Source organism: Streptomyces sp. DH12, from assembly GCF_020873895.1.
GTDB lineage: Bacteria > Actinomycetota > Actinomycetes > Streptomycetales > Streptomycetaceae > Streptomyces.
Window position 1 is genome coordinate 1 of sequence record NZ_JAHWGT010000468.1, and the last position, 602, is coordinate 602.

Annotated in this window: 1 protein-coding gene; it reads right to left on the reverse strand. The window is 70.6% G+C overall.

The window, feature by feature from the left end:
- Positions 1–2: 2 nt before the first annotated feature.
- The coding region (locus LPA54_RS35215) for a S1 family peptidase (protein WP_228984668.1) at positions 3–602 on the reverse strand (600 nt) is incomplete at its 5' end.

Consider the following 602-nt stretch of genomic DNA (forward strand, 5'->3'; position numbering starts at 1 on the left):
TCCTAGTAGACGCTGACCCCGTAGGCGCTCAGGGCCTCGGTCACCGGCTGGAAGAAGGTCGTGCCGCCGGAGGAGCAGTTGCCGCTGCCGCCGGAGGTCAGACCGTACGCGGTGCCGTTGCTGCCGTAGAGCGGGCCGCCGGAGTCGCCGGGCTCGGCGCAGACCGTGGTCTGGATGAGGCCGGAGACGATGTCGCCGCCGCCGTAGTTGACGGTCGCGTTGAGGGCGGTGACCCGGCCGCTGTGCGTACCCGTGGTGGAGCCGTCACGGATGACGGTGGTGCCCACGCTCGGGGTGGCGGCGCGGGTGATGTCCACGCCGTTCGCGGTGCCGGGCCGGCTGACGGACCCGGTGTACCGGACGATGCCGTAGTCGTTGCCCGGGAAGCTGGATCCGGCCGTCGAGCCGATGGCCGTGGTGCGGGCGGAGTTGGAGTACCAGGTGCCCGCGCCGTCGGTGCAGTGACCGGCGGTCAGGAAGTAGTCGACGCCGCTGCTGCTGCGGACGTTGAAGCCGAGGGAGCAGCGCCAGCTGCTCGCGTAGATGGCGTCACCGCCCTGGATCAGCTTGGTGAACTTGCCCGGGGTGCGCTTGACGGTGAT